Origin of the sequence: Chryseobacterium sp. BIGb0232, from assembly GCF_024810195.1 — a bacterium.
Lineage (GTDB): Bacteria > Bacteroidota > Bacteroidia > Flavobacteriales > Weeksellaceae > Chryseobacterium > Chryseobacterium pennae.
The window spans coordinates 13,223-39,324 of the sequence record NZ_JANUEH010000001.1 but is presented as its reverse complement, the minus strand read 5'-3'; the positions used below and the strand labels follow the sequence as shown (position 1 = coordinate 39,324).

Sequence of the window (26,102 nt, the reverse complement as noted above, 5' to 3'; positions counted from 1 at the left end):
AGTAAAAAGCCTGAGTAAGAAAATCTCAGGCTTTTATATAGAACCCTCAATTCAAAAATATAGGGTTCTCAATTCTCACACAATACTCACTCCCCAAATACAGCGGGTTACCATGCTTCTCAGACCAAAAACCATCCAGGATATCCTGACTCAGACAACGGTATACCGCAACTCCTTTATAAATGTTGTGATCATCACCTTCATAATTAAAGTTAAGCACTAAAATACGGTCTTTATAAAATCCTGTTCCGTTCTGGATATGATCGCCAATCATCCATTGGGCAATAATGCGGGCATTTTCATCAACTGATAAAATTAAGGTACCCTGATAAGAAAATTCATCAGATTCTTCCTGATTGCTTCCTTTAATAGAATAAGTTCCTGCCAAATCATGTACTGTCATTACTTCATTTTTATGAGTGGCAAATTTAAAAAATCTTATGCTGATAATATGACAAATATTTTGTGGAAGTAAGACAGGGCTTTTTCATATATAAATTAAACTTTATTTTTGCAGCAAATTAATTGTAGAATGATTCCTTTTCTATTAATCGCTAATCTTATTACCTTTTGTGTTTTTGGATTTGATAAACTTCAAGCCAAAAGGCAGCAATGGAGGATTTCTGAGAATGTTCTTTTAGGTCTTTCATTGATAGGTATTATAGGCGCTGCTTCCGGAATGTTGATCTTTAATCATAAAGTCTCCAAAAAATCTTTTCTGGTGAAGTTTTTCATTGTGGTTTTAATTGATATTATTTTGATGTATCGGCTGATAAGACATTAATTAGTAAAAAACACCTCAAAAAGAGGTGTTTTTCAGATAAAAAGAAATTTATAATTAGATCTCCTTCCAGGCACTGAAAGCTGTATTACTAACGGCAACCCTTCTATATTGTTTATTGATAGGATCATAAGGAATAAAAGTCTGAACAATAATAGGAATACCATTATAATCCTTTAGTCTTTCATTTTTTACCATACCGATCAAATTTCCAAGATAGGTAGGATCTGGGAATATATCCGCGCTTTGAAATTCTGATACTCCATATAAAATTTTAGAAGGTGGAATCTGAGTGTAGTTTGGATATATTGGATCCACCATGAAAGGATATATTCCAATATCATTGAATCCAGAATGTTTATTTCCTCTTATTTCTAGATTAATAAAATCTTCCGGAGTAGCATTTCCTGATCCTAAAACCATTAAGATATTATTTAGATTTTGAGGTGTTCCAAAATCATTATCAATAATTTTACTATTAGAAAGAGATAGCTTATTCTGAAAATTAATAGCTAGAGCTTTAATATGCTTGAATGTATTTCCAATAATCTCAATATGAGAAGATAGATCAGAAATATGGATACAGATCTCTTCTCCTACATTGGAAATATTGTTGTTTTTTAACAGAACCTTATTGGCACCCTCTCTCGCTAGAGCACCTTCTTTAATATTGGTAAAACTATTGTTTTCAATCAAGACTCCATATGCTTTACTCAGATTCATCAATAATTTGGCGTGATTAACAGAAGAATCAACAAATTTGACAATGTAATTTCCTTTATAATCCATATAATTTTCTATACCAATGATGCTTAGAGGAGCTAATACCTTTTCAAAAATATTATTTTCAAAAACAAACCCTTTGAATGAATTCGCTTTTTTTATAGAATCAAGATCAGGATTTGCAGAGTTTGTAACTTCTGGAGTATACCCAGCTAAGGCCATTGGATCAGGATATTCATCTTTTACATTGTGTATAAGTATTGAAATAGCTCCAAGGCTACCACCAATATTTTCGAAGTAACAATTTCTAACAATAGCTGATCTTTGATAGATATTCACAGAATCGGATTCATAATCAATAGCTCCCGGCATTGCTCCAGGTTCTCCAGGTTCTGCACTTCTTGTGATGTTTTTGAAAGTACAGTTTTCAATTAATGATCTGTCACAGTAATAAACAGAAACACCTTGGCGGTTATTGCAGTTTACTCCGTCAAAAAGACAGTTTCTGATTTCTACATAGCCATTGTAACATCTTTTGGTATCAGGATGTTCATTGATGCTTCCTAAAATAGTAATCCCGTCAGAATAAAACTGAATGAATTCACATTCCTCAATTAGGACATTAGAAACCCCACATAATACAACTTGTGACATTAATTCATCAAAGTCTTCTGTTACATTATTCTGACTTTCGAAACGGATTCCTTTTATTTTAATATTTTTAATAGCATTGATATCGTTATATTCCCTGTATGCTTTGGAATTGAATACAAATACACCATCCATACCTGTGTGACGGGAAGAGGTACGTTCTTTATAACCATTCCAAAGACAAATGTCATTTTCTCCAGTTCTTGGGTATTCGGGGGTGTTACTCCCAGAAGGGTATACCGGACAATTGTCAATATACCTTTTTATACCAATTTTTTGCTTAATAACGGCTTGGTTTCCAATAATAGAAATATTAGAATATTCTTTACCAATAAAATCTACACTCTGGATTACATATTTTGCTTTTGGGAAGAATAAAGTTCCGCCTTTGATATTTTTTAAGAAATCTACAGCCAATTGTACTGCGTGGGTATCCTCGGTAATTCCATCACCCTTTGCTCCAAACCATTGAACATTAACCTCGTTATTTTCCAGAACTCTTCTGTAATATTTCTGATCAATTTTCTTATAAATGATTTCATCACACATGGCATCCGTAATAGGATTTCCTATATAATTTTCATTAGTTTCTAAAAATACAGTCCATTCCCCTGTAAATACGTCATTTAACTCAATTGTATTCATTTTTTTGTTTTTGGTGTTTAATAAAATAAATAGTGTAATATCCTTGCAAGAATTTATTGAGACAAAGATAAAAAGGGGTGGCGTCAGAACTTGACGTGTAATATTTTATTATAGAATAGTTGAAAGAGTTAGATTAAAAAGTATATAGAGATTGTAAATTGGTTGTATTTAAAAAAGAATCCATTTTCGCCTTATATTGATCATTCAGCAATCAAAAATAATTTAACGACAAAAAGCTAAGGGAATTTTTCAAAGGTCAAATAAAAAACGTTCAGAGGGTATTATCAGTATACAAAATAAGATTTCCTGAATAAATTGATCAATATAGCCATGGAAAATTATAGGAGCAGAAGGGAGAAACAATGAAATAACTCAACCTTAATATTATGTGTTTTTCAGAAGACTGTAAAAGTATTTTATCTAATTTTCTCATTATGAAATTGTTAAATATTGCATAAACTTTTTAATTAATTCATTTAAAATCACTATTTTTGCACCCGTAAAAATCCTATATGCAAAACATTAGAAATATTGCGATTATCGCACACGTTGACCACGGTAAGACGACTTTGGTTGACAAAATCATCCACGCTACCAATATTTTCAGAGAAAATCAGGAGAGTGGAGAATTAATTATGGATAACAATGATCTTGAAAGAGAAAGAGGGATCACCATCTTATCCAAGAATATTTCTGTTACTTATAAAGACACTAAAATTAACGTAATTGATACTCCTGGTCACGCGGATTTCGGTGGAGAAGTAGAGAGAGTATTGAAAATGGCTGACGGAGTTATTTTGTTAGTGGATGCGTTCGAAGGACCAATGCCACAGACAAGATTCGTACTACAGAAAGCGTTAGAATTAGGATTGAGACCATTAGTGGTTATCAATAAAGTAGATAAGCCAAACTGTCGTCCTGATGAAGTTCATGATAAAGTATTTGACTTATTCTTCAACCTTGAAGCTACAGAAGAGCAGTTGGATTTCCCTACATTCTATGGATCTTCAAAACAAGGTTGGTTCAACACTTCATTAGAACAAACTGAAGACATTATGCCATTATTAGATGGTATCTTACAGTATGTTCCTGAGCCTAAAGTAACTGAAGGTAACCTTCAGATGCAGATTACTTCATTAGATTTCTCTTCTTTCTTAGGAAGAATTGCAATCGGAAAAGTAACAAGAGGAGAGCTTAAAGAATCTCAATGGATTGGTCTTGCTCAGGCAGATGGAAAAGTGGTAAAAGGAAAAGTAAAAGAATTATACGTTTTCGAAGGTTTAGGGAAGAAAAAAGTAACTGAAGTACAGGCAGGAGATATCTGTGCTGTAGTAGGTTTTGATGCTTTCCAGATTGGAGATTCTTTCGTAGATCTTGAAAATCCTGAGCCATTGGAAAGAACTGCAATTGATGAGCCTACGTTGAACATGACGTTCTCAATTAACAATTCACCTTTCTTCGGTAAAGACGGTAAATATGTTACCTCTAATCACCTGAAAGAAAGATTATATAAAGAATTAGAGAAAAACTTAGCATTAAGAGTTCAACAGACTGATGATGCCAATACTTTCTTGGTATTCGGTAGAGGTATTCTTCACTTGTCAGTTTTGATCGAAACAATGAGAAGAGAAGGGTATGAAATGACGATTGGTCAGCCACAGGTTATCTTAAGAGAAATTGATGGTGAAAAATGTGAGCCTTATGAATCTTTAGTTGTAGACGTTCCTGAAGAATTTGCTTCAAGAGTTATCGACTTAGCGACTCAGAGAAAAGGAGATCTTCACATTATGGAAACTAAAGGTGAAATGCAGCACATGGAATTCGAAATTCCTTCAAGAGGTTTGATCGGATTGCGTTCTCAAATGTTGACAGCTACTGCAGGTGAAGCTATTATGGCACACCGTTTCACAGAATACAAGCCTTTCAAAGGAGCTATTCCTGGAAGAAGTAATGGGGTATTGATCAGCAAAACTCAAGGTCCAGCTACAGAATATTCTATCGCTAAATTACAGGATAGAGGTAAGTTCTATGTTGATCCGGGTGAGGAGATCTATGCAGGAATGGTTATCGGTGAGCAAAATAAGCCGGGTGACTTGGTTGTAAACATCGTTGAAGCAAAACAGTTGAATAACATGAGAGCTTCTGGAAAAGATAAAGATACAGGTGTTGCACCAAAAATCTTATTCTCTCTTGAAGAATGTATGGAATATATCCAGGCTGATGAGGCAATCGAGGTAACTCCAAACTTTATCAGAATGCGTAAGAAACTTCTTTCTGAAGAAGAAAGAAAAAGAGTTGAAAGATCAGGGAAAGCTTAATAAGCTCTGATTTATAATCAATATCATATAGAAAAGCCTCGAATTTTTCGAGGCTTTTTTTCTAAATAATCGGAAAAATTGTTTATTTTTTCAAAAGAATATCCGAAATAGTAAAATATAATTTAAAGTAGTTTTACGGCTATGAAAATGAATAAATTAAAACTTATCGTTTTATTGGGAGTTGTTTCATCTTATAGTATCTCATGTTCCGTTCAGAACAATGTAACAAAGACTCCTCCTGTTAAAAATACAACAAAACCTAATACCAATAACACTACAACCCAGCCAAAACCTCCTGTAGCAGTAAAGCCTACCACAGGAACTACAACGGAAGAAACATTCAGAACCAATCTTCCGGAGATCAAAAGAGAATTCCGTGGCGCATGGATTGCCAGTGTTGCCAATATTAACTGGCCTTCCAAAAATAATCTTACTGTAGATCAGCAGAAAGCAGAAGCTATCAGTATGCTGGATATGCTCAAAGATAATAACTTCAATGCAGCCATCTTTCAGATCAGACCTTCCGCAGATGCTTTGTATACAAGCAATCTTGAACCATGGTCTTACTTCTTGACTGGAGAAACCGGTGCTGCACCTTATCCAAACTATGATCCGTTATTATTCTGGATCGAAGAAGCTCACAAAAGAGGATTGGAACTACACGTATGGCTGAATCCTTACCGTGCCCACCATACCAATGGCGGTACAGTTAATAAGATGTCAATGGCTAACAGAATGTCTGATATTGTGGTGAGATTAAAAAATGGAATGTACTGGTTTGATCCGGCTAATCCAAAAACGCAGGACCATGTTTCCAATGTTGTGAAGGATATTGTAAAAAGATACGACATTGATGCCATTCATTTTGACGATTATTTCTATCCATACGCTACTTATAACAAAGGAGCCGATTTCCCGGATTATGCTACATGGAACGCTTATCAAAGCAGTGGCGGAACCTTATCTAGAGCAGACTGGAGAAGAGATAACGTGAATAAATTTGTAGAACGTATCTATAAGGAAATTCATGCAGAAAAAAATAACGTAAGATTTGGAATCAGCCCATTTGGAATCTGGAAACCGGGATATCCCGCAGGAATTGTTGGATCTTCACAGTTTGACGAGTTATATGCGGATGCTAAATTATGGTTAAACAGAGGTTGGGTAGATTATTTCTCTCCACAATTGTACTGGCCGATTGATTCAAAAGGGCAGGGCTTTGAAGCGTTGCTAAACTGGTGGCAGTCAGAAAATACAATGAAACGTCACTTATGGCCAGGTTTGAATACGGTTGAGATTAAAACCTATGACCGCCCAACAGAAATCAAAAACCAGATTGAAATTTCCAGAAAGATCCTGAAGAATGATGCCGGTGAAATTCACTGGAGCATTGCAGGATTGACTAAAAACCCGGGAATGCTTCCAGCTTTGAAGAATGGACCTTACAGTGAAAAAGCACTAGTTCCGAAATCTCCATGGATCAAGACCGCTCCATTACAAACACCAACCTTATTTATTACAGATAATGGAAGCTTTGCACAGACAAGATGGAGTTCAAAAAATGCTTCAGAAGTCTTCCAATGGGTGCTTTTCAGTCAGTATGACGGAGTATGGCAAACCGAAATTATGACACAGGATACTCTTTCCAAAGATATTCCTAAGTTTAAAGATGGGAAAAAGCTTAATGCATTAGCCATTAAAGCGATAAACAGACTAGGAAATGAAAGTGATTATATGGCAAAGAAAATGAAATAATTCGTTGCCAGAGATCTTATAAAATTTAGAAGGGGTTTAACTTTAAGTTGAACCTCTTTTTTGTTGAATTCTTTAGATTTCTGGGTTTGAAGAAAAAACTGTGAAAAAGGTTTTTAAAAATTTAAACCTAATAAGCAAGGGTATTAATAATTTATACTCACAATTATACTTAAATAATCCATTGTATATTTTGGCGATTTTAGTATAAAATCTATCATTTACGACTAATTTTAATTGCAATAATCAATTGATATTATATTTTTTATTAATATAATCTATATTACATAATCGTTAATGACGTTATTTTCATGAAAAATATTCTAGAAGAGTATTTTTATTTCAAAATGCATAATGGGTTTAAATAATTATATTTTAAATGAAAATCATAAAAAAAATACAATACTATTATTAATAAATGGTTTAAATTAATATTTAATCAAAATTATGTGAATTATATTGTATATTTGACATTGTAAAAATGATGACTGCAAAATTAAAAATCACTAATTAGAACACAATCAATATTTCTACACTTTTTTTTTAATTAAAAAAGGGTTGCCACCTTATAGCTAAAATACAATGAAAAAAAAATATTTAAAATTCCTATATGTTGGGATTACAGTACTATCTATTGTTTCTTGTTCGCGAGCTGACAGCACGAGCATATTAGAAAATGAGAAATCAACTACCCCCAACAACAGTATAACAGAAAAGGAATTATTAGCACAAGGTTGGACAATAGTAAAAGAAATCAACTTGATTCCAGAGCTAAAGAATAGAGCTAAAACATCTGCAAGATCAATGGAGCAATCGGATATCAAAGTTCCTTTTACTGAAAAATATTTATCTCAAATGGGATGGGATCTGAGTGATACTGACAATGGCAGAAAGGAGCAACAAGAGGTTATAAAACAGCTGAAATCTCTAACCCCAGGGGGTAGTTATCCTGATCCTAATGGAGTACTTTTTACTCGTGATTTTGCTTTAGGTCGTAAAAATATTAAAGAAGAGAAAAACTGGTGGAAAGCAGATACTTATGTTCTTTTGGGAAAACCAGAACTTGTAGCTAAACCCAATCAATTAGAATTACCTGATGAAGTGTTCTCAACAGAGGTGACTAATGCAAGTAATGAAGATAGTGAAATTACAGTAACCTATTCTTATAAAACAGGTTACAAATACACTTGGAATACGAAATTTTCAGGGAGTTTGAAAATTGGTTCAACCTTATCATTCGGTATTCCGCTCACTGCGAAAGGGGAAACGACTGTAGAAATAATGGTAGGTGGGGAAAAATCTTGGGGAGAAGATACTACAAACGAAAAGACCTTAACTAGTTCTTATAAAACTAAGGTGCCTGCTAATAGTAAAAAAAGCATTAAAGTATTTACAAAAATGCAAGGTTCAGAAGTGAATTATACCGTTCCAATAACTATAAATGGTACCTATGTTTTATGCACACCAGGCTATAGATACGAAATCAATAATATGGATATAACTAAAGGTTTACTAAGAGATAGTTCTATCCCTATGAATGAGCAAGGAGTCGTAAAATCTGTTGCCAGTTCAACTGTTAAAATACTTGAATCTCCTGCAGTAAAATTATAAATTAGAAATAAGTTTATTTCTAACCAATAATGTAAATATTTCTGAAATATAAAATCCCTGAGTGAAAATTTAGGGATTTTTCATGATTAATTATTCATTAAATTTGGGTAACTCCGGTGGATATACTTTGTAATTATTTAGACTTTTTCAAATGGCAGCCTTTCATTAAAAAAGAAATTCACTACGAAGATGTTTTTGTAACTCGTATGCAGTATAGTTTGTTGATTTTTAATGTATTGTGTTTTTATTGTGTATTGTGAATATTTATAAATTATTAATTTAAAATAATAAAAATCAGAATATTATAAATTAAACTTATCTGTTTCAATGTAAAGTCAAAGCCTTCTCGGAATCATTTTTGCATGAATAATCACATAATCACCAAAATATAACATTATGAATACTAACAGACTTTCCGCAAAGGTGGAAAAAGCACTTAGTGACCAAATGAACAAGGAGATTCATGCATCACACATTTTTCTGTCGTATGGCATTTGGGCCGATGATAAAGGTTATCAGGGAATTGCCAATTTTCTTTACCGTCATTCTCAGGAAGAAAGAAACCATTCGATCAAATTTATGGAGTATATTTTAAACAGAGGCGGAAAACCAAAAGTAAATGCCATACCGGCTCCTCCGGCAGATCCGGAAAGCCTTACAGCCTGTTTTGAAGGTGTTTTCAAACATGAAGTAGACAATACAACCGCCATCTACAAAATCGTAGATCTTTCTATGGCCGAAAAAGACTGGGCAACCTGGAATTTTATGCAGTGGTTTGTACAGGAACAGATTGAAGAAGAAACATTAGCTCAGAACCTTATCGATAAATTAAAAATTGCAGGCGGAGACAGAGCTACGGATGAATCTTTATTTACTTTAGATAAAACTTTACAGGAAGCCCCGAATGATGTTCCTCTGGCCCAGGAAGCCACAGGAAATAATCCCTAAAAATCACCGGTGAAGCAAAAACTGCTTGAAAATCTGTCAGGAATGCTGGCAGATTTTTTTATTATGAAACTCCCTTAAAATTCACTATCTTTGCACGCTGAAAGTTCAGGAATCAACAATCAGAGTGAAAACTTTGAATCTGAAAACTTAGAACTTCCAACCTTAAACCTTAAACTTTGAATTTTACAATATGAAATGTGGAATCGTAGGCCTGCCGAATGTAGGTAAATCAACACTTTTTAACTGTCTGAGCAATGCAAAAGCTCAATCAGCAAACTATCCTTTCTGTACTATTGAACCGAACCTGGGAACAGTTTCAGTGCCGGATCAGAGATTGTTTGAATTGGAGAAAATCGTAAAACCTGAAAGAGTTTTACCGGCTGTTGTTGAAATCGTTGATATTGCAGGTCTTGTAAAAGGTGCCAGCAAAGGAGAAGGATTGGGGAATCAGTTCTTGGCAAATATTCGTGAGTGTGAGGCAATTATCCATGTTTTAAGATGTTTTGATAATGGAAATATCATTCACGTAGAAGGTTCAGTAGATCCGTTAAGAGATAAAGAAATCATTGATATTGAACTTCAACTGAAAGATCTTGAAACAGTAGGGAAAGCAGTTGAAAAAGCTAAAAAATTCATCAAATCCGGTAAGAAAGAAGATCTTCTTACTTACGAAACCCTTCAGAATTTACAGAAATTCTTAGAAGATGGGAAAAACGCAAGAGAATTTGCGATGGATGATTTTGCAAAGTCAATCATTGCTGAAGTTCAGCTTTTAACGAATAAGCCGGTACTTTACGTTTGTAACGTAGATGAAAATTCTATCAAAAACGGAAACGATTGGATTGCAAAGATCGAAGAGATGGCTAAAAATGAAGGGGCTGAAGTAGTTGTATTAGCTGCTCAGATTGAAGCTGACATCAATGAATTAGAGACTTTCGAAGAAAGAGAAATTTTCCTTGACGAGCTAGGTCTTACAGAACCGGGAGTAAACCGTTTGATCAGAAAAGCTTACGATCTTTTAAAACTTCAGACGTATTTCACTGCCGGAGTAAAAGAAGTAAGAGCATGGACTATCGGACAGGGATGGACGGCTCCTCAGGCAGCTGGAGTAATCCACACAGACTTTGAAAAAGGATTCATCCGTGCAGAAGTAATCAAATATAATGATTATATGACGTACGGTTCAGAAGTAAAAGTAAAAGAAGCCGGAAAACTTTCTGTAGAAGGTAAAGAATATATTGTACAGGATGGTGACATCATGCACTTTAGATTCAACGTATAAGAAAAAATATTAAAGTTAGTTTATAAAAAAAGCGTTTCCATGTATTTGGGAGCGTTTTTTTGCATATAATGATGCATTGAAAATTATAAAAAGAATTTACTTTTTGTGTAAGTTTGGAAGCTTTTTTTAATAAATGCAGTAACTGTGAAAATCTTATATTTTGCAATTCCTGCTTTACTTTTTTCGTGCTCAGGGCCTGTAAAAGATATAAGCTTTCTTTATAAAAAAAACACTTCCAAATGAACAGAAGTGTTTTGTATTTTAAACAGGTATAGTTAAATATCTTACATGAATGGGTCCTCTGGTTCCAGTACAAATCTGCAAATTGTTTCACCACACTTTGGTCCTGTCATAAAGCAGCTGCCTGTCATTGGATCATAACATCGCATTAATCCTCCGGTAATGGATCTTAATTCTTTTTTGTTTAGTTTTTGCCCCTTACTTAAATTTTGATTTTTCATAGTTGTTGATTTTAGATGTTATTTTTTTATTAACCTTTGAGGAGTTTCTCCTAAGGAATATCAGATTCAGGTACATTTCATGAGTCCACTGGCAGCAATCCTTAATTCCTTTTTGTTTAGCTTTTTTGCGTTATTTAAGCTGATATATGTTTCTTAAAGTTCCAATACAGGTCTGCATTGTATTTCTGCGCATCCAAAGCCAAAAATTCTGCATTTGCCAGTCATAGGGTCTATACATTGTCTTAATCCTCCAGTGATGGATCTTAGCTCTTTTTTATTTAGTTTTTTGCCGTTGTTTAAGTTTTTATTTTTCATATTTTTAGTTTTAAATTACCTGATAGTTAGTTTTTTTAATTAGTTTGGAAATGGAGGCTCAGGTACATATCTGCACTCTCTTTCCGCGCATCGTATTCCAGTATCTATGCATCGTCTTGTTTCAGGATCAAGACACATCTGTAATCCACCTTTGATGGATTTTAATTCTTTTTTGTTCAGTTTTTTGCCGTTATTCATAGTATTAATTTTAAGAGATTTGAGAATTATTCTATAGTGATGGGTGCTGGTCTGCACTCTTTTTGTCCGCAGACAGGTGAAATAATGGTACAGCCATTAGGATATGGAGATTCACATGGTTCATGTGGAGTGGGACAAAGTACCGATTCCATACAGTTCAGTAATCCTCCTCTAATCGTTGTAAGTTCTTTTTTATTAAGTTTTTTCCCGAATTGTAAAAATTGATTTTTCATTGATTTGATTTTTAGTGAGTTAGTTATAACGAATGTAATGAAAATAATTGAATATAAATCACTGTTTATAGATAAAATGATAATTATTTTAATAAAATGCATTTAAATTAGTAATTGAGACTAAATTGATCTTCTTCAATATGATGAACCTTTCAACACATAAAAAAGAACTTTTCAACAAACTCTATCTGTGTTTTAATCAGGAAATTTGCTTTATAAATACGTAAGAAAATGGAAAAAAAAGAAACGGTTCTCGTAACTGGTGGTTCAGGATTTATTGCCTGTTATTCTATAATCACTTTGCTTAATAACGGGTATAAAGTGAAAGCTACACTCCGTTCCCTTAAAAAAGCAGAATTGGTAAAAGAAATGCTTAAAGAGGGTGGAATCACTTCTTTTGAAGATATATCTTTTACCGAAGCTGATTTACAAAATGAAGCTAGTTGGGATAAAGCTGCTGAAGGTTGTCAGTATGTTATGCATACAGCATCACCTACTCCCAATACAGATGCAAAAACAGAAGATGATTTTGTTATTCCTGCTAAGAATGGAGTTTTATTTGTATTGCGGGCAGCAAAGAAAGCGGGAGTAAAAAGAGTTGTATTGACATCTGCTTTTGGTGCAGTAAGCTACGGAACTCTGAAAGATACACCTTATACAGAAGAAGACTGGACAGTTCTTAATGATACGGTATTTCCTTATCAGCGCTCTAAAACCATTTCTGAGAAAGCAGCCTGGGAATTTATACAAAGTGAAGGGGAGAGTATGGAATTATCTGTAGTTAATCCAACAACTGTTATGGGGCCTGTTTTATCAACTGACTATGCCCATTCTATCCAGATTATAAGACAAATGATGAACGGAGAAATGAAAGGTTGCCCTAAACTCATTACAGGATATGTGGATGTCCGGGATGTAGCAGATCTTCATTTTAGAGCCCTAACAATGCCTGAAGCAAACGGGCAGCGTTTCATTGCTGTTGCCGGGGAAGCACTGTCGATGCTGGAAGTTGCAAAAATCTTAAGAAGAAACCTAGGGGATGTTGCCCATAAAGTTCCAACAAAGGAGTTGCCAAGCTGGGTAATACGATTGCTGTCAGTTTTCAATCCGAAGATTAAAATGATTGTTCCACATTTAGGTCTGGTAAAAAAAGCAAGTAATGAAAAAGCGAAAACATTGTTACATTGGAAACCCAGAAGTGCCGAAGAAGCCATTGTGGCTGCTGCAGAAAGTTTAATTAAATTTAACCAGATTTAAAATGAAAGTAATCATCACAGGAGCAACAGGATTGGTGGGAGAAGGAGTTTTACTGGTGTGTCTTAATAATCCGGAAGTCACGGAAGTATTAACTGTCAGCAGAAAATCTTCAGAACGTAAGCATAATAAGCTTAAAGAGCTTATTATAAAAGATTTTTCTGAAATTAACAACTACAGTACAGAACTTAAGGAATATGATGCCTGCTTCTTTTGTGCAGGAGTAAGTTCTGTAGGAGAAACTGAAGAAAGTTTTACCCGGAAGACTTATGATTTTGTGTTACCTTTCGCAGAAATATTATCTCAAATAAACAAAACTATGACTTTTATTTATGTCTCCGGAAACCGTACAGACAGTACAGAGAAAGGAAAAGTAATGTGGGCAAGAGTAAAAGGACGGACAGAAAATGCCCTGCTGAAACTCCCTTTTAAAGCAGTTTATAACTTTCGTCCCGGATTTATGAAACCAGTAAAAGGGCAGAAAAATGTTCGTTTTATTTATCGTTTTTTTGAGGTCTTGTCTCCCGTATGGTATTTCCTATTTCCTGATTGGATCTGTACTATGGAAGAAGTAGGGCTGTCAATGATTCATTGTGCTGAAAATGGATATAAGAGTGCTGTACTGGAAGTAAAGGATATAAAAGAAGCTACCCGATGAAAAAAATTTTAACAATAATCAAAACTGTAGGCGCTGTTTTACTGTGTCTCATTTTAATCGTGACGGTTACCGTTTATTTTTATATGAAACAGCCTCAGTTCGGAGCACTTCCTGAAGGTGAAAGACTGGCATCAATAAAAGAATCAGTTCACTACAAAAACGGAAAATTCAGGAATCTTGAAGAAAAGCCTGTTATTACTCCGGGATACAGTTTTATAGAAGAAATTTGGAAATCCATGGTTGAAACTTATCCGAATACCGAACCTGAAGGTGTTTTACCCTCCGTGAAAACAAATTTAAAGGCTATTCCCTCTCATGAGAATATATTGGTTTGGTTTGGGCATTCATCTTTCTTTTTACAGGTAGATGGGATTAAAATTTTGGTGGATCCTGTTTTCAGTGGTAAAGCATCTCCTTTGCCATGGGGGGTAAAAGCTTATAAAGGAAGTGATGTATATACTGTAGCCGATATGCCTGAAATTGATTATATGCTACTTTCCCATGATCACTATGATCATCTGGATTATGAGACTGTAAAAGCACTACAATCTAAAGTGAAATTTGTGGTTTGTGGTTTGGGAGCAGGAGCACATTATGAAAAATGGGGGTATAAACCTAAGCAAATTATCGAAAAAGATTGGGGAGATAAGCTGGAAGTAAAACAGGGCTTTGCAATATATACAGAGAATACTCATCATGCAGGAGGCAGGGGATTTAAAGATTCACAGGCATTGTGGCTGTCTTTTTTCATTCAGTCTTCAGCGATGAATATTTATTATAGCGGGGATGGCGGATATAGTGACCGTTTTAAGAAAATAGCTGCAGATCATCCTGCTATAGACTGGGCAATCATGGAGTGTGGACAGTATAACAAAGCCTGGCGATCCGTACATGAACTGCCTGAAGAAGTGGCATTGGCAACTGCTGAACTAAAAGCGAAAAACCTATTGCCCGTTCATCACTCTAAGTTTACCCTGGCAAAGCATCCGTGGAATGAACCTCTTAACCGAATTTATGCCTTGTCCCAATCAAAAAACTACCGTCTGGCTACCCCAATAATAGGTGAGGTGGTGAGATTGGATGATGGAGCTCAAACTTTTAAACAATGGTGGAAAAACGTAAAATAATGCAAAATGAAGATTACTGAAATAAAATCCTGCTTTGTGGGACCTCTTATTTCTCCTGAGCAGTTTATATCAGAACATTTCTTCCTTTTTCTGGCAAAGGGTACAATGAATGGTTATGATGGAAATAAACACTACACCCTTAAGCCGGGGAATAGCTGTATCGTAAGGAAAAATAGACTGGCACGTTATAATAAACAGAAAGACAATGATAAATTTGAAAAGGTGGTTTTTATCTTTGACGAATTGTTTTTGAAAGAATTTCTGAAAAAACATACCCTGTCTTTTCAGAAATTTAATTCAAAAGATGCATTTATTTCCATAAAAAAAGACAAACTAATAGATCATTTTTTAATTTCATTAGAACCTTATTATACAGATTCAGGGAATATCAGCAGTGCTTTTTCTGATGTAAAAAGAGAAGAACTTTTACTCATTCTCCTGCAAATACATCCTGAATTAGCAGATGTCCTTTTTGATTTTGGAATTCCGGGGCGTTTGGATCTTGAGCAGTTTATGCAAAAAAACTATAAATTCAATGTGAATGTAGAGAGGTTGGCTTTTCTTACAGGACGAAGTTTATCAGCATTTAAAAGAGATTTTAAAAAGATCTTTAATGAAACACCCAATCGCTGGTTAGTAAAAAGACGATTACAGGAAGCTCGTTTTCTTATTGAAGAGAAAAAACTAAGACCAGGCGATATTTATCTTGATCTTGGTTTTGAAGATTTTTCACACTTTTCTTTTGCTTTCAAAAAAGAGTTTGGAATATCAGCCAAGAATCTTTAACAGGAATAAGCAGATTCTTAATATTGAAAAACAACAGATAAAAAAGAGACCTCATAACTTTGTATATTTGAATTTTACAAGTTATCTGTTATGGAAAAATTAGCCCATGCTTCACTAGAAGATTTTTACAGGGAAATGACTGCCAAGCTGGGAAAAAGCTTGGAAGATATTTTTCCTAAAGGCCTCCACAAAGATATTGGTCACTTTAATGTATTCGACATTGCTCAAACCCTTGAAAGAGTACGGAATACTTCAGAAATGCCCTATAACAGACGGAAATATTACAAAATAAGTTTGATCAGAGGGGAAAACAGAGCCGAGTATGCCGATAAGACCGTTTCCATAGAAAGAAATGCATTGCTGTTTGCCACTCCTAAGGTTCCATACCATTGGATTCCGGAGAATGCTCAGCAATCAGGAAGTTTTTGTGTATTTACGGAAGACTTTTTTATGAAAGAAGCCTCTTACAATACCTTGGAAAATCTGCCTATTTTTCAACCTGGGGCGGTTCCTATATTTGAAATTGATGATGACTGGGCAGATGAAATAGAACTTCTCTTTAAAAAAATAAAAAAAGAAATAGATTCGGATTATATATTTAAATATGATCTGATCAGAAATTACGTCTGGGAGCTTATTCATTATGGACAAAAACTGCAGCCTGCTACAAAAATTTCAGTTTCAAAAGATGCGTCCATAAGAGTAGTATCTCTATTTATAGAATTGTTGGAAAGGCAGTTTCCCATTGAATCAAGGGAACAACGGTTACAACTGAGAGCTGCCAATGACTACGCTGAAAGATTATCAGTACATGTTAATTATCTCAATAAAAGATTAAAAGAAAGCACCGGCAAAACCACTACGGAATTTATTGGTGACCGCATTATCCAGGAAGCGAAGATCCTTTTGAGACAAACCCAATGGAATATATCTGAAATCTCTTATACTCTCGGCTTTGAAGAAATAGCCCACTTTTCAAACTTTTTCAAGAGAAAAACATCGTTTACTCCTTTAGAATTCCGTGCATGATTTGAATTTTGCAAATTTCGGATTGATTCGAGTAAATGCTTTTCGCTGTAAATATTCCAACTTTGTATCACTAAAACAACCCAAAATATGGACACAAAGACAAAAATAGCATTGGTAACCGGAGGAAACAGAGGTTTAGGTAAAAACTCAGCACTTAAGATTGCGCAAAAAGGACTTGATGTGATCATTACATATAGAAACAATGAGGAAGAAGCAGAAGCTGTTGTGGATGAAATAAAAGCTATAGGAAGGAATGCAGCAGCATTTCAGCTAGATACAAAAGACCGTAAAAGCTTTGATAATTTTATTAAAAATGTTACCCGTCACCTAGAAGAATCCACCGGTAATTCTCATATTGATTACCTGGTTAATAATGCTGGAACAGCTTTATATTCACCTATTACAGAAGTTACGGAAGAACAGATGGATGATATGGTAGACATTCATTTTAAAGGAGTATTCTTCTTAACTCAGAAACTACTGCCTTTCATCAATGATGGCGGAGGAATTATTAATATTTCTTCAGGGCTGGCAAGGTTTGCAACACCAGGCTCTTCTGTCTATGGTTCTATAAAAGCAGGAGTGGAAATGCTTACAAAATATATGGCCAAAGAATTGGGTTCCAGAAAAATAAAAGCAAATGTAATAGCTCCCGGAGCTATTGAAACGGATTTCGGTGGCGGAAGAGTAAGAGATAATAAAGAAATCAATGATATGGTATCCGGTTCTACAGCTTTGGGTAGAGTAGGCCTTCCAGATGATATCGGTGGGGTAGTGGCTTTTTTATGTACAGATGACGCTGGCTGGATTAACGGACAAAGAATTGAAGTTTCAGGAGGAATGTTTCTTTAATAACAATAAGAACCGGTAAAGTATGCCGGTTCTTATTTTATATAATTATTGAGTAATCGTCAATCGGATCAACAGGAACGGGTGGCTGGCATTCTTTTTCCCTGCATCCCGGGCCATAATAATAACATCGGTCCCCATAGATTTTACATCTTACCTCTCCTCCTCCTGTAATCATTTCCAACTCTTTCTTGGCTAGTTTTTTTCCTCTGTTTAAATTTTGTTTGTTCATGGTTTGATATTTAGTAAGTTATGTATAACGAATATACGGAAAATACCAATTGTAAATCCCGTATGAGAGAAAAATAAGTTTTGTGATTGTATCAAATTAATAGGGGTGTTGTTGTATTGCCTGTAAATAGTAACATATAAAAACAAAAGTCTATCCCTATTGGAGATAGACTTTTTTATGATGTAGAGTCTTGTTGAACTATAAAGGAGCTTTACATTCCGGTTCACCGCAGAATTTCCCATATTCTTTACATTCTGTAAAGCCTTCCGGTCTGCAGATTTTCAGTCCACCTTTGATGGTGATCAGTTGTTTCTTGTTCAATTTTCTTCCGTTAAGTTCGATATTGTTTTTCATAGTTTAGATTGTGTTAAATTGGTTGTTATTAAGGTCTGCATATTTTTTGTCCGCAATGAGGAGAAATCATAGCACAGCCATTTTCATCAACATTAGAATTGCATGGCTCCATATGAGGCAGACAGACTTTCTGAGCAGGCATACAGTCCAGCATACCCCCAGCAATAGTCTTTAATTCTTTTTTACTAAGTCTCTTCAGTAGAATATCTGTTTTCATAATCGTGATATTTAAGATATTAAGTATTGTTCAGGAATTAATCCCAAGGTTGTTGTGGCTGTCCCGGCTTACATTGATCTTCTGCACACTTAGGATGATACTGTCTGCATCTTAATGAAGCATCAAGACACATTAAAAGTCCTCCATTGATCGTGCGCAGCTCTTTTTTATTCAAATGCTTTGCTTTTGCTAATGTTTTGTTTTTCATGATTCTGATTTTTAATAAGTTAGTTATTACGAATGTATGAAAAGTTTTAACATTAAATCACCTTTTGAAGAAAAAATATAAATATCGTAATTTATTACTTACTTCTGATAATGAATAAGTTCCTTGATGCCGGGCTTACAATACTTCCGGTGAACCTTACATCATTATAGTTTTGAAAGATTTTCTAAAGCTCTTTCCAGCGTTTCCTGTTTCTTGGCAAAACATAGCCGGATTACATTTTCATTCAGCTTATTTTTATAAAAAGAAGAAAATGGAACAGTGGCCACTTTATGATTAATTGTCAGTTCGCTGGCAAAATCAAAATCATTTTTATCCGAAATTTTAGAATATTTTACAGCCTGGAAGTAAGTTCCCTCACAATCCAAAAGTTCAAAAGAAGTCCCGGAAAGCCCTTTTCTCAGAAAATCTCTTTTCTCCTGAAAGAACTGATTAAGATGGATATAATGCTCGTCATTTTTCATATACTCTGCCAAAGCAAGCTGAATAGGGGTGTTTACACAGAAAACATTGAACTGGTGTACCTTTCTGAATTCATCGGTTAAAGCTTTTGGAGCCGCACAGTATCCTACCTTCCATCCCGTAACGTGAAAAAGTTTTCCGAATGAAGCCACAAGAAGACTTCTTTCTTTTAATTCAGGATATTTACAGATACTTAAATGCTGTTTTCCATCAAAAACAATATTCTCATATACTTCATCACTCAAAATAAGAATAGAAGTTCCCTTTACCAATTGAATTAGTGCTTTAATGTCCTCTTCTTGTAAGATTTTTCCGGAAGGATTGTTAGGATTATTGAGGATGATCATTTTAGTTTTGTCGCTGATCAGGTTTTTTACAGCAATCCAGTCGATTTGATAATCCGGAGCTTTCATTTCGAATCTTTTTACAATGCCTCCGAAAAGCTCAACGGTAGGTTCATAACAATCATAAGCCGGTTCAAAAATAATCACTTCATCATCTTTCTTAATAAAAGTAGCAATAGCGGTAAATATAGCTTGAGTTCCCCCTGCAGTAACGGTAATTTCCGAATCTGGATGATAAGCAGCCTGATGGCTGTTCTCTATTTTCCTTGCTATCTCTTCCTTTAAAGCAATCATTCCTCCCAATGGTGCATACTGATTGAAGCCTTTTTTAATAAAGTGATCTACATTGTTCAGCAATTCAGGATCCGGCATGAAATCAGGAAACCCCTGAGAAAGATTAATCGCTTCATTTTCATTGGCCAGCTGCGTCATCTGACTGAAAATGGTGGTTCCTACATTGGAAAGCTTAGATAAAGGAAGTTGTATCATAAAAAAACAGATTTTGTTGATACCGAATTTAATGAATTATTTAAATAAGTCATTAAAATAGTTTTAGGTTGGGAAACCCAATGGTGCAAAGAATTTATAAGAGGAACTGTTTTTAAGGTGCAAGAGAATCAAAGATTCTCAGGTATACACTTTATTTTTGCCACGAATGTGCTAATGAACTGATTAGTGTATTCGTGGCTATTAAAAAATATTAATCTTTAAGATTCTGGTGTAACCTGTATAAGATCTACCCGTAATCAATTTTATCGGAGATAAAATCATCGTTTTTTCAACAAATTCCCTTAGAATTTTCAGCAGTAAAAAATAACTTTAAACAATTGTTTAAAAAATATAACTTTTTACTTTTAGATATGTTCGATGATGTTTACATTTGTTATGCTAAAAATAATTTTAAACCAATGATCATGAAAATTAAGAAGATTGAGTTTCCGGCAAAATCCATTTTGGCTCAAGGAAAAGATGAGTTTGATTATGCTGACAGTTTTGTAGGTGGGCTGGTTGGTAATGGGCAGAATTTTAATATTACACAAATTGGAAAAGCCTTTTTTACAAGTGGGCCTAAATGGGGAAAAAAGATGTTTGCCTTCAGAAACAAGGTGGTGAAATTATTCGGTCTCAAAACAGGTGCAGAGACTGTTCCGGTAAAAGATTCTGATTCCTTTACCTGTGAAGTAGGGGAACGGGTAGGGATTTTCAAGGTGTTCGATAAGACCAGTAATGAGATTATTCTTGGGGAAGATGATAAACATCTGGACTTCAGAGTCTCTCTTTTGTTCGATAAAAATCAAGGAGGACAGGATGAAAATTCTTTAACGATTTCCACTACCGTAAAATTTCATAACTGGCTGGGAGTGCTATATTTTCTGCCGGTTCGTCCATTTCATAAATTAATTGTTCCGGTTATGCTTAAAAATATAATTGGCCAGCTGGAGAGTACTAAACAATAATTGTAAAGGGTAATTGTCGGAATATAGACACTTGCCCTTTATTCTTTATCCCTTTAAGTCTACTTTTTATGATATGAATACTGATTTCAGGAAGAATGTTGATAAAAAAATGAAGACTAAAATTCGGATAATTTTGGACAATTTCGTATTTTTGTATGTTTGCTGAAATCATATATGTCACAAGAAATAAATCCAACCTACTCCGAAGAGAATATCAGAACCCTCGATTGGCAGGAACATATCCGTCTGCGTCCCGGCATGTACATCGGGAAGCTCGGTGACGGTTCATCTGCCGATGACGGTATTTACATTTTACTTAAAGAAATCCTGGATAACTCCATTGATGAGTTCAGGATGAGATCCGGTAAAAGAATTGAAATAAAACTGGATGACGGCAAGGTTACCATTCGTGACTTTGGTCGTGGAATTCCGCTGGGAAAAATGGTAGATGCCGTTTCCAAAATGAATACCGGAGGTAAATACGACAGTAAAGCCTTCAAAAAATCGGTCGGGCTGAACGGAGTCGGAACGAAAGCAGTAAATGCCCTTTCAGAATATTTCAAAGTACGTTCTTTCCGTGACGGAAAAATGAAAATGGCGGAATTTTCCCGCGGAATAATCACGGAAAACTTTGATGAAAAAGAAACCTCAGACAGAAATGGAACTGAAATTTCATTTATTCCGGATGGGGATATTTTCCTGCATTTCAAATATAGAAAAGAGTATATCGAAAGAATGCTCCGCAATTATGCATATCTGAATCCCGGACTAAAAATATTATTCAACGGGGAAACTTATTTTTCTGAAAACGGTCTGAAGGATCTTTTGGAAGAAGAACTGGAAAGCGATACTTTATATCCGATCGTTCATTTAAAAGGGGACGATATTGAATTGGCGATTACCCATTCCGATAAATCACAAATGGAAACCTATTTTTCATTTGTTAACGGACAGAATACAACGCAAGGGGGAACTCACCTTAATGCTTTTCGTGAAGCCTATGTGAAAACGATCCGTGAATTCTTTAATAAAAACTTTGATGCTTCCGATATCAGAAAATCAATCATTGCAGCGATTTCTATCAATGTGGAAGAACCTGTTTTTGAATCTCAGACCAAAACAAAGCTGGGATCTAATGATATGGGACCGAATGGCCCTACTGTAAGGACTTTTATTATTGATTTTCTGAAAAGCAAACTGGATAATTTCTTACACAAGAATCCTGAAATTGCAGAAGCAATCCAGAGAAAAATTCTGATCTCTGAAAGAGAGAGAAAAGAACTTTCCGGAATCCAGAAACTGGCAAGAGAAAGAGCTAAAAAAGTTTCTCTTCACAATAAAAAACTTCGTGACTGCAGACAGCATTACAACGACCAGAAAGCTGAAAGAAAAGGAGATACACAGATCTTTATCACCGAGGGAGATTCTGCATCCGGATCGATTACGAAATCGAGAGACGTAGAAACTCAGGCGGTATTCTCACTAAAAGGGAAGCCTCTGAATTGCTATGGACTAACGAAGAAAGTGGTGTATGAGAATGAAGAATTCAATCTTCTTCAGGCTGCTTTAAATATTGAAGAAAGTTTGGAAGACCTGAGATACAATCAGGTAATTATTGCAACTGATGCCGATGTCGATGGAATGCACATCCGTCTGTTGATGATTACATTCTTCCTGCAATTTTTTCCAGATCTGATTAAAAATAACCATCTCTATATTCTTCAGACCCCATTATTCAGGGTTAGAAATAAAAAAGAGACAAGATACTGCTATTCAGAAGCAGAAAGAGTAAAAGCATTGAATGATCTTGGAAAAAATCCTGAAATTACCCGATTCAAAGGGTTGGGAGAGATTTCTCCGGATGAATTTAAGCATTTCATAGGTAAAGATATCCGTTTAGAACCGGTGGTGATTGGAAAAGACCAGACCATAGACCAGCTACTGGAGTTTTATATGGGTAAAAATACACCGGACAGACAGACTTTCATTCTTGAGAACCTGGTAGTGGAAGACGATTCTGATATTGATAAAAAAACCATTCTTGATGAAGTAAATAGCTAAAGCTAATGAACACCGCATAAGAATCACAATGAGATTAAGTAACCGTAGTAAAACATCATTTTATAACTTTATAAATACACTGCTAATTATGATGGTAGTGTTTGGAATAATAGGATTTTTAGCCAATAATTATAGGTTTCATGCATTAGGTAATGAAAGTTATCTGATGGTTATCATTCCTGTATTGTTGCTGATATTTTTTTTTCTGAATGGAAGACAGATTTTTGAATATGACAGTGACGGAGAAGCACTGCATTTTAAGAACAGGAATATTATTCCCTTTTTAAGCAAGGCTCTTCATGATGAATTTCCAAAGTATAAACTGATAAAATATGACGTAGTAAGTATTTTTTTCATCAAAAGACTATACATTACCGTCTCAAGTAAGAATAATGGATCTACTATTCTGAAGTACCAGATCTCTTATTTGACCAGAAAAGAAGTAAACGATTTAAAACTCTCTCTGAATAAAGTGGTAAAAGCCAATAAAGAGAAAAAAGATTAATATAACAGATGACGACAGAAGAATATTCGCATGAGGGTGAAAGCTTAAAAAAGGTTTCCGGTCTTTACAAAGACTGGTTTCTGGATTATGCTTCCTATGTAATTTTGGATAGGGCTATTCCTTCGATATTTGACGGGCTTAAGCCTGTTCAGCGAAGAATTATGCACTCTATGCGGGAACTGGAAGATGGCCGTTACAATAAGGTGGCCAACATCGTGGGAAATACCATGAAATATCACCCTCACGGTGATGCTTCCATTACAGATGCCATGGTGCAGGTTGGGCAGAAAGAATTACTGATTGATACTCAGGGAAACTGGGGGAACATCTATACTGGAGATTCTGCAGCAGCAGCGAGGTATATTGAAGCCAGACTGACCCCTTTTGCCCTGGAAGTAGTCTTTAACCCTAAAACTACGGAATGGACAAAATCCTATGATGGTAGAAATAACGAGCCAATAGACCTTCCTGTAAAATTTCCTTTGCTTCTTGCTCAGGGAGTGGAAGGAATTGGAGTTGGACTTTCCACCAAGATCCTTCCGCATAACTTCAACGAACTTATCAATGCATCTGTTGCCCATTTAAAAGGTAAGAAATTTGAGATTTACCCGGATTTTTTAACCGCTGGTTATCTTGATGTATCAGAATATAATGACGGTCACCGAGGAGGAAAAGTAAGAGCCAGAGCTAAAATCACCCAGACGGATAAACATATGCTGGTGATCTCTGAACTTCCTTATTCCAAAACAACGAGTGATCTGATCGATTCTATCTTAAAAGCCAATGAGAAAGGAAAGATCAAGATTAAGAAAATTGAAGACAATACATCCGATAAAGTTGAAATCCTGATTCATATTCATAATGATGTGTCTCCGGATAAGACAATTGATGCGCTGTATGCCTTTACAGACTGTCAGGTAACGATTTCTCCGAATGCCTGTGTGATTGTAGGTGATAAACCAATGTTCATGAATGTTTCCGATATTCTGAAAACGAATACCGATCATACGGTTTCATTGCTTAAAAAAGAGCTTGAAATAGAACTTCATGAGCTTCAGGAAAGCTGGCATTTCTCCTCACTGGAAAGAATCTTCATCGAAAACAGGATTTACCACGATATTGAAGAGGTGAAGAGCTGGGAAGATGTTTTAAAAACTATTGATATAGGATTAAAACCTCATACCAAACACCTTTTAAGAGCGGTAACGGAAGAAGATATTTTAAAATTAACAGAGATCAGGATCAAGAGAATTTCAAGATTCGATTTAGATAAATTTAAAGAAAATATAGCTGCTCTGGAAGGTAAAATTGAGCAGGTAAAACATCATCTTGCCAACCTGATTACATATGCTATCGATTACTATCTGAATATTCAGAAGAAATACGGAAAGGATAAGCAGAGAAAAACAGAACTTAGAATCTTTGATACCATTGATGCAACGAAAGTAGCTGTAGCCAATGAGAAGTTCTATGCCAATTTTGAAGAAGGCTTCATCGGAACCTCACTGAAGAAAGATCAGTACCTTTTTGATTGTTCGGATATAGATGACATCATTATTTTCAGAAAAGACGGTAGCATGAAAGTCGTAAAAGTGGAGGCTAAAACCTTTGTTGGAAAAGACATTCTTCATGTTGCCATATGGAAGAAAAATGATAAGAGAACAGTTTACAACATGATCTACCGTGAAGGTAGGGAAGGACCTTATTATATGAAACGTTTTTCTGTGACGGGAGTAACCCGAAATACAGATTATCCGCTGGCTTCAGACAAAAAAGGTTCAGAAACATTATATTTTTCAGCAAATCCTAATGGTGAAGCGGAAACCGTTACTGTTCTTTTAAAACCAAATCCGAGAATCAGAAAGAATAAAATGGAGATCAATTTCTCTGATCTAGCAATTAAAGGACGTGATTCCAAAGGAAATCTGGTAACCAAATATGCAGTGAAGAAAGTAGATCTTAAAGAAGAAGGTGTTTCTACACTAGCCCCAAGAAGAATCTGGTTTGATGATACAGTAAGAAGACTGAATGCTGATGCAAGAGGTAGTTTGCTGGGGAGTTTCAAAGGTGATGATAAAATTTTAACCATCAATACCAATGGAGAAGTAAAGCTTGTTTCGTTTGATCTTGGGAACCGTTTCGATGACGAATATCTGGTATTGGAAAAATGGAGACCTGCACAGCCAATTACGTGTATCTACTATGATGGGGAAAAGGACATTTATTTCATCAAGAGATTCTTACTGGAAAATACTGTTAACGTACAGACCTTTATGCCATCTGAACATCCTAAGTCATTTATAGAGAATGTAATTGTGGCTAATGATGCAACAGCAGAAATTATTTTCACAAAAGATAAAGGCAAAGAACGTGATGCGGAAACCATTAATATTGATGAATTCATTACCGTAAAAGGAATAAAAGCAATTGGTAACCAGTTTACTAAATTTAAAGTAAAAGCAATCAATATCACTATTCCTGAACCTGTAGAAGAAGAACCGGAAATCTATGAAGAACCAGAATCCATGGGAGATATGGATGAAGATGGCGGTATTATAGGAGATCTGTTTGAGGCAGATGGAGAAATAGAAACAGAATAGGCCCTATAAAGCTTATAATAAAG

The 26,102-nt window shown here is 35.1% G+C and carries 26 protein-coding genes; 16 read left to right on the top strand and 10 right to left on the bottom strand.

Annotation, left to right across the window (positions count from 1 at the left end; translation table 11 throughout):
- Positions 1-46: 46 nt before the first annotated feature.
- A complete protein-coding gene (locus M2372_RS00215; RefSeq protein WP_123318871.1) occupies positions 47-403 on the bottom strand; it encodes a hypothetical protein in 357 nt (118 codons plus the stop codon).
- A gap of 129 nt (positions 404-532) precedes the next feature.
- Here M2372_RS00215 and M2372_RS00210 point away from each other — a divergent pair, with 129 nt between their 5' ends.
- A complete protein-coding gene (locus tag M2372_RS00210) occupies positions 533-784 on the top strand; it encodes a DUF1294 domain-containing protein (RefSeq protein WP_123318872.1) in 252 nt (83 codons plus the stop codon).
- A 54-nt stretch (positions 785-838) separates the two neighbouring features.
- Here M2372_RS00210 and M2372_RS00205 read toward each other — a convergent pair whose 3' ends face one another.
- Complete coding sequence (locus M2372_RS00205; RefSeq protein WP_123318873.1) at positions 839-2,800, bottom strand: glycosyl hydrolase family 28-related protein; 1,962 nt, start codon at positions 2,798-2,800, stop codon at positions 839-841.
- Between the two features lie 512 nt (positions 2,801-3,312).
- On the opposite strand from M2372_RS00205, the gene typA reads away from it, so the two are divergent.
- The 5 genes from typA to ychF all read left to right on the top strand — a co-directional run bounded on the left by typA (position 3,313) and on the right by ychF (position 10,711).
- A complete protein-coding gene (gene typA, locus M2372_RS00200) occupies positions 3,313-5,118 on the top strand; it encodes a translational GTPase TypA (RefSeq protein ID WP_115971595.1) in 1,806 nt (601 codons plus the stop codon).
- 141 nt (positions 5,119-5,259) lie between these two features.
- Positions 5,260-6,873, top strand: a complete 1,614-nt coding sequence (locus tag M2372_RS00195; RefSeq protein WP_123318874.1) for a glycoside hydrolase family 10 protein — start codon at positions 5,260-5,262, stop codon at positions 6,871-6,873.
- Positions 6,874-7,452: 579 nt separating this feature from the next.
- Positions 7,453-8,481, top strand: coding sequence for an aerolysin family beta-barrel pore-forming toxin (locus tag M2372_RS00190; RefSeq protein ID WP_123318875.1), 1,029 nt, complete (start codon positions 7,453-7,455; stop codon positions 8,479-8,481).
- Between the two features lie 396 nt (positions 8,482-8,877).
- Positions 8,878-9,429: a ferritin gene (locus M2372_RS00185; RefSeq protein ID WP_115971599.1), complete on the top strand. Its 552-nt coding sequence runs from the start codon at positions 8,878-8,880 to the stop codon at positions 9,427-9,429.
- 190 nt (positions 9,430-9,619) lie between these two features.
- Positions 9,620-10,711 (top strand): redox-regulated ATPase YchF, encoded by a 1,092-nt coding sequence (gene ychF / locus M2372_RS00180; RefSeq protein WP_115971600.1) that lies wholly within the window; start codon positions 9,620-9,622, stop codon positions 10,709-10,711.
- A gap of 614 nt (positions 10,712-11,325) precedes the next feature.
- Here the strand turns inward: ychF and M2372_RS00175 are convergent.
- The 3 genes from M2372_RS00175 to M2372_RS00165 are packed head-to-tail and all read right to left on the bottom strand — an operon-like array spanning position 11,326 to position 11,918.
- On the bottom strand, positions 11,326-11,487 hold the full coding sequence (locus M2372_RS00175) for a bacteriocin (RefSeq protein WP_123318877.1): 162 nt from the start codon (positions 11,485-11,487) through the stop codon (positions 11,326-11,328).
- 39 nt (positions 11,488-11,526) lie between these two features.
- Complete coding sequence (locus tag M2372_RS00170; protein WP_123318878.1) at positions 11,527-11,685, bottom strand: bacteriocin; 159 nt, start codon at positions 11,683-11,685, stop codon at positions 11,527-11,529.
- A gap of 26 nt (positions 11,686-11,711) precedes the next feature.
- Positions 11,712-11,918: a hypothetical protein gene (locus M2372_RS00165; protein ID WP_123319104.1), complete on the bottom strand. Its 207-nt coding sequence runs from the start codon at positions 11,916-11,918 to the stop codon at positions 11,712-11,714.
- Between the two features lie 231 nt (positions 11,919-12,149).
- On the opposite strand from M2372_RS00165, the gene M2372_RS00160 reads away from it, so the two are divergent.
- The 6 genes from M2372_RS00160 (at position 12,150) to M2372_RS00135 (ending at position 17,624) form a co-directional block, all read left to right on the top strand.
- On the top strand, positions 12,150-13,175 hold the full coding sequence (locus tag M2372_RS00160; protein ID WP_123318879.1) for an aldehyde reductase: 1,026 nt from the start codon (positions 12,150-12,152) through the stop codon (positions 13,173-13,175).
- Position 13,176: 1 nt separating this feature from the next.
- Positions 13,177-13,830, top strand: a complete 654-nt coding sequence (locus M2372_RS00155) for an NAD-dependent epimerase/dehydratase family protein (RefSeq protein ID WP_123318880.1) — start codon at positions 13,177-13,179, stop codon at positions 13,828-13,830.
- Entirely contained in the window at positions 13,827-14,957 is a 1,131-nt protein-coding gene (locus tag M2372_RS00150) for an MBL fold metallo-hydrolase (RefSeq protein WP_123318881.1), read from the top strand. The genes M2372_RS00155 and M2372_RS00150 overlap by 4 nt, the downstream gene beginning before the upstream one ends.
- 6 nt (positions 14,958-14,963) lie before the next feature.
- Complete coding sequence (locus M2372_RS00145) at positions 14,964-15,743, top strand: AraC family transcriptional regulator (RefSeq protein ID WP_123318882.1); 780 nt, start codon at positions 14,964-14,966, stop codon at positions 15,741-15,743.
- A 90-nt stretch (positions 15,744-15,833) separates the two neighbouring features.
- On the top strand, positions 15,834-16,772 hold the full coding sequence (locus M2372_RS00140; protein ID WP_123318883.1) for an AraC family transcriptional regulator: 939 nt from the start codon (positions 15,834-15,836) through the stop codon (positions 16,770-16,772).
- Positions 16,773-16,859: 87 nt separating this feature from the next.
- On the top strand, positions 16,860-17,624 hold the full coding sequence (locus M2372_RS00135; RefSeq protein WP_123318884.1) for an SDR family NAD(P)-dependent oxidoreductase: 765 nt from the start codon (positions 16,860-16,862) through the stop codon (positions 17,622-17,624).
- 37 nt (positions 17,625-17,661) lie between these two features.
- Here the strand turns inward: M2372_RS00135 and M2372_RS00130 are convergent, their stop codons facing one another.
- The 5 genes from M2372_RS00130 to M2372_RS00110 form a co-directional block, all read right to left on the bottom strand.
- A complete protein-coding gene (locus tag M2372_RS00130; protein ID WP_123318885.1) occupies positions 17,662-17,853 on the bottom strand; it encodes a hypothetical protein in 192 nt (63 codons plus the stop codon).
- A 198-nt stretch (positions 17,854-18,051) separates the two neighbouring features.
- Positions 18,052-18,207 carry a hypothetical protein gene (locus M2372_RS00125; RefSeq protein WP_165852236.1) on the bottom strand — a complete coding sequence of 52 codons (156 nt, stop codon included), beginning with the start codon at positions 18,205-18,207 and terminating at the stop codon, positions 18,052-18,054.
- 28 nt (positions 18,208-18,235) lie between these two features.
- A complete protein-coding gene (locus tag M2372_RS00120; RefSeq protein WP_115971609.1) occupies positions 18,236-18,424 on the bottom strand; it encodes a bacteriocin in 189 nt (62 codons plus the stop codon).
- A gap of 37 nt (positions 18,425-18,461) precedes the next feature.
- Positions 18,462-18,632, bottom strand: coding sequence for a hypothetical protein (locus M2372_RS00115; RefSeq protein ID WP_165852237.1), 171 nt, complete (start codon positions 18,630-18,632; stop codon positions 18,462-18,464).
- Between the two features lie 164 nt (positions 18,633-18,796).
- Positions 18,797-19,945 carry a methionine aminotransferase gene (locus M2372_RS00110; protein ID WP_123318886.1) on the bottom strand — a complete coding sequence of 383 codons (1,149 nt, stop codon included), beginning with the start codon at positions 19,943-19,945 and terminating at the stop codon, positions 18,797-18,799.
- A gap of 425 nt (positions 19,946-20,370) precedes the next feature.
- Between M2372_RS00110 and M2372_RS00105 the strand changes: the two genes are divergently transcribed.
- The 4 genes from M2372_RS00105 to M2372_RS00090 all read left to right on the top strand — a co-directional run bounded on the left by M2372_RS00105 (position 20,371) and on the right by M2372_RS00090 (position 26,079).
- Entirely contained in the window at positions 20,371-20,913 is a 543-nt protein-coding gene (locus M2372_RS00105) for a DUF2867 domain-containing protein (protein WP_123319105.1), read from the top strand.
- 174 nt (positions 20,914-21,087) lie between these two features.
- Complete coding sequence (locus tag M2372_RS00100) at positions 21,088-22,974, top strand: DNA topoisomerase IV subunit B (RefSeq protein ID WP_115971612.1); 1,887 nt, start codon at positions 21,088-21,090, stop codon at positions 22,972-22,974.
- Positions 22,975-23,062: 88 nt separating this feature from the next.
- Positions 23,063-23,479 (top strand): hypothetical protein, encoded by a 417-nt coding sequence (locus tag M2372_RS00095; protein WP_123318887.1) that lies wholly within the window; start codon positions 23,063-23,065, stop codon positions 23,477-23,479.
- 8 nt (positions 23,480-23,487) lie between these two features.
- The gene (locus M2372_RS00090) at positions 23,488-26,079 is read left to right on the top strand and encodes a DNA gyrase/topoisomerase IV subunit A (protein ID WP_115971614.1); all 2,592 of its coding nucleotides are present in this window, start codon (positions 23,488-23,490) and stop codon (positions 26,077-26,079) included.
- The last annotated feature ends 23 nt before the right edge of the window (positions 26,080-26,102 follow it).

Bases quoted from the DNA above. Each gene is read 5' to 3' on its own strand.
- M2372_RS00215 (WP_123318871.1), bottom strand. From the start codon at position 403: ATGACAGTACATGATTTGGCAGGAACTTATTCTATTAAAGGAAGCAAT.
- M2372_RS00210 (WP_123318872.1), top strand. From the start codon at position 533: ATGATTCCTTTTCTATTAATCGCTAATCTTATTACCTTTTGTGTTTTT.
- M2372_RS00205 (WP_123318873.1), bottom strand. From the start codon at position 2,800: ATGAATACAATTGAGTTAAATGACGTATTTACAGGGGAATGGACTGTA.
- typA (WP_115971595.1), top strand. From the start codon at position 3,313: ATGCAAAACATTAGAAATATTGCGATTATCGCACACGTTGACCACGGT.
- M2372_RS00195 (WP_123318874.1), top strand. From the start codon at position 5,260: ATGAAAATGAATAAATTAAAACTTATCGTTTTATTGGGAGTTGTTTCA.
- M2372_RS00190 (WP_123318875.1), top strand. From the start codon at position 7,453: ATGAAAAAAAAATATTTAAAATTCCTATATGTTGGGATTACAGTACTA.
- M2372_RS00185 (WP_115971599.1), top strand. From the start codon at position 8,878: ATGAATACTAACAGACTTTCCGCAAAGGTGGAAAAAGCACTTAGTGAC.
- ychF (WP_115971600.1), top strand. From the start codon at position 9,620: ATGAAATGTGGAATCGTAGGCCTGCCGAATGTAGGTAAATCAACACTT.
- M2372_RS00175 (WP_123318877.1), bottom strand. From the start codon at position 11,487: ATGAAAAATAAAAACTTAAACAACGGCAAAAAACTAAATAAAAAAGAG.
- M2372_RS00170 (WP_123318878.1), bottom strand. From the start codon at position 11,685: ATGAATAACGGCAAAAAACTGAACAAAAAAGAATTAAAATCCATCAAA.
- M2372_RS00165 (WP_123319104.1), bottom strand. From the start codon at position 11,918: ATGAAAAATCAATTTTTACAATTCGGGAAAAAACTTAATAAAAAAGAA.
- M2372_RS00160 (WP_123318879.1), top strand. From the start codon at position 12,150: ATGGAAAAAAAAGAAACGGTTCTCGTAACTGGTGGTTCAGGATTTATT.
- M2372_RS00155 (WP_123318880.1), top strand. From the start codon at position 13,177: ATGAAAGTAATCATCACAGGAGCAACAGGATTGGTGGGAGAAGGAGTT.
- M2372_RS00150 (WP_123318881.1), top strand. From the start codon at position 13,827: ATGAAAAAAATTTTAACAATAATCAAAACTGTAGGCGCTGTTTTACTG.
- M2372_RS00145 (WP_123318882.1), top strand. From the start codon at position 14,964: ATGAAGATTACTGAAATAAAATCCTGCTTTGTGGGACCTCTTATTTCT.
- M2372_RS00140 (WP_123318883.1), top strand. From the start codon at position 15,834: ATGGAAAAATTAGCCCATGCTTCACTAGAAGATTTTTACAGGGAAATG.
- M2372_RS00135 (WP_123318884.1), top strand. From the start codon at position 16,860: ATGGACACAAAGACAAAAATAGCATTGGTAACCGGAGGAAACAGAGGT.
- M2372_RS00130 (WP_123318885.1), bottom strand. From the start codon at position 17,853: ATGAACAAACAAAATTTAAACAGAGGAAAAAAACTAGCCAAGAAAGAG.
- M2372_RS00125 (WP_165852236.1), bottom strand. From the start codon at position 18,207: ATGAAAAACAATATCGAACTTAACGGAAGAAAATTGAACAAGAAACAA.
- M2372_RS00120 (WP_115971609.1), bottom strand. From the start codon at position 18,424: ATGAAAACAGATATTCTACTGAAGAGACTTAGTAAAAAAGAATTAAAG.
- M2372_RS00115 (WP_165852237.1), bottom strand. From the start codon at position 18,632: ATGAAAAACAAAACATTAGCAAAAGCAAAGCATTTGAATAAAAAAGAG.
- M2372_RS00110 (WP_123318886.1), bottom strand. From the start codon at position 19,945: ATGATACAACTTCCTTTATCTAAGCTTTCCAATGTAGGAACCACCATT.
- M2372_RS00105 (WP_123319105.1), top strand. From the start codon at position 20,371: ATGAAAATTAAGAAGATTGAGTTTCCGGCAAAATCCATTTTGGCTCAA.
- M2372_RS00100 (WP_115971612.1), top strand. From the start codon at position 21,088: ATGTCACAAGAAATAAATCCAACCTACTCCGAAGAGAATATCAGAACC.
- M2372_RS00095 (WP_123318887.1), top strand. From the start codon at position 23,063: ATGATGGTAGTGTTTGGAATAATAGGATTTTTAGCCAATAATTATAGG.
- M2372_RS00090 (WP_115971614.1), top strand. From the start codon at position 23,488: ATGACGACAGAAGAATATTCGCATGAGGGTGAAAGCTTAAAAAAGGTT.